We start from the raw sequence: 394 nt of genomic DNA on the forward strand, positions 1-394 counted from the left end.
CCCTTTGAAAGCAGCGGTGGTGGTATGTCGGCTGAAAGTTTTGCAAGACAGAGTGTAAGCAAACTATTAACAGAACAATTGAACAACCTTGCCTCGGATTTGATTTCAGGTGTGGATATCAACTTTGGTATCGAATCAACGGATGATTATACAACAGGTGAACGCCGCGACCGTACAGACCTGAATGTTTCACTTTCCAAACGATTATTGAATGACAGGGTTTCCGTAACGGTCGGAAATAACTTCGAGGTAGAAGGGCCAAGCGCAGGAAACCGGAAGGGGACCGGCCTGGCGGGTAGTGTGAACATTGAGTATAAACTAAGTAAAGATGGCCGTTACGCATTGCGGGGGTACAGGAAAAATGAATACGAAGGAATAATGGAGGGGTATATAG

Annotated in this window: 1 protein-coding gene; it reads left to right on the forward strand. The window is 45.7% G+C overall.

Translation table 11 applies throughout. From position 1 onward, the window contains the following. The coding region (locus tag I6F37_RS43825; RefSeq protein WP_225154958.1) for a translocation/assembly module TamB domain-containing protein at nucleotides 1–394 on the forward strand (394 nt) is incomplete at both ends.

Source organism: Bradyrhizobium sp. NBAIM08 (genome assembly GCF_020193935.1).
Classification (GTDB): domain Bacteria; phylum Pseudomonadota; class Alphaproteobacteria; order Rhizobiales; family Xanthobacteraceae; genus Bradyrhizobium; species Bradyrhizobium yuanmingense.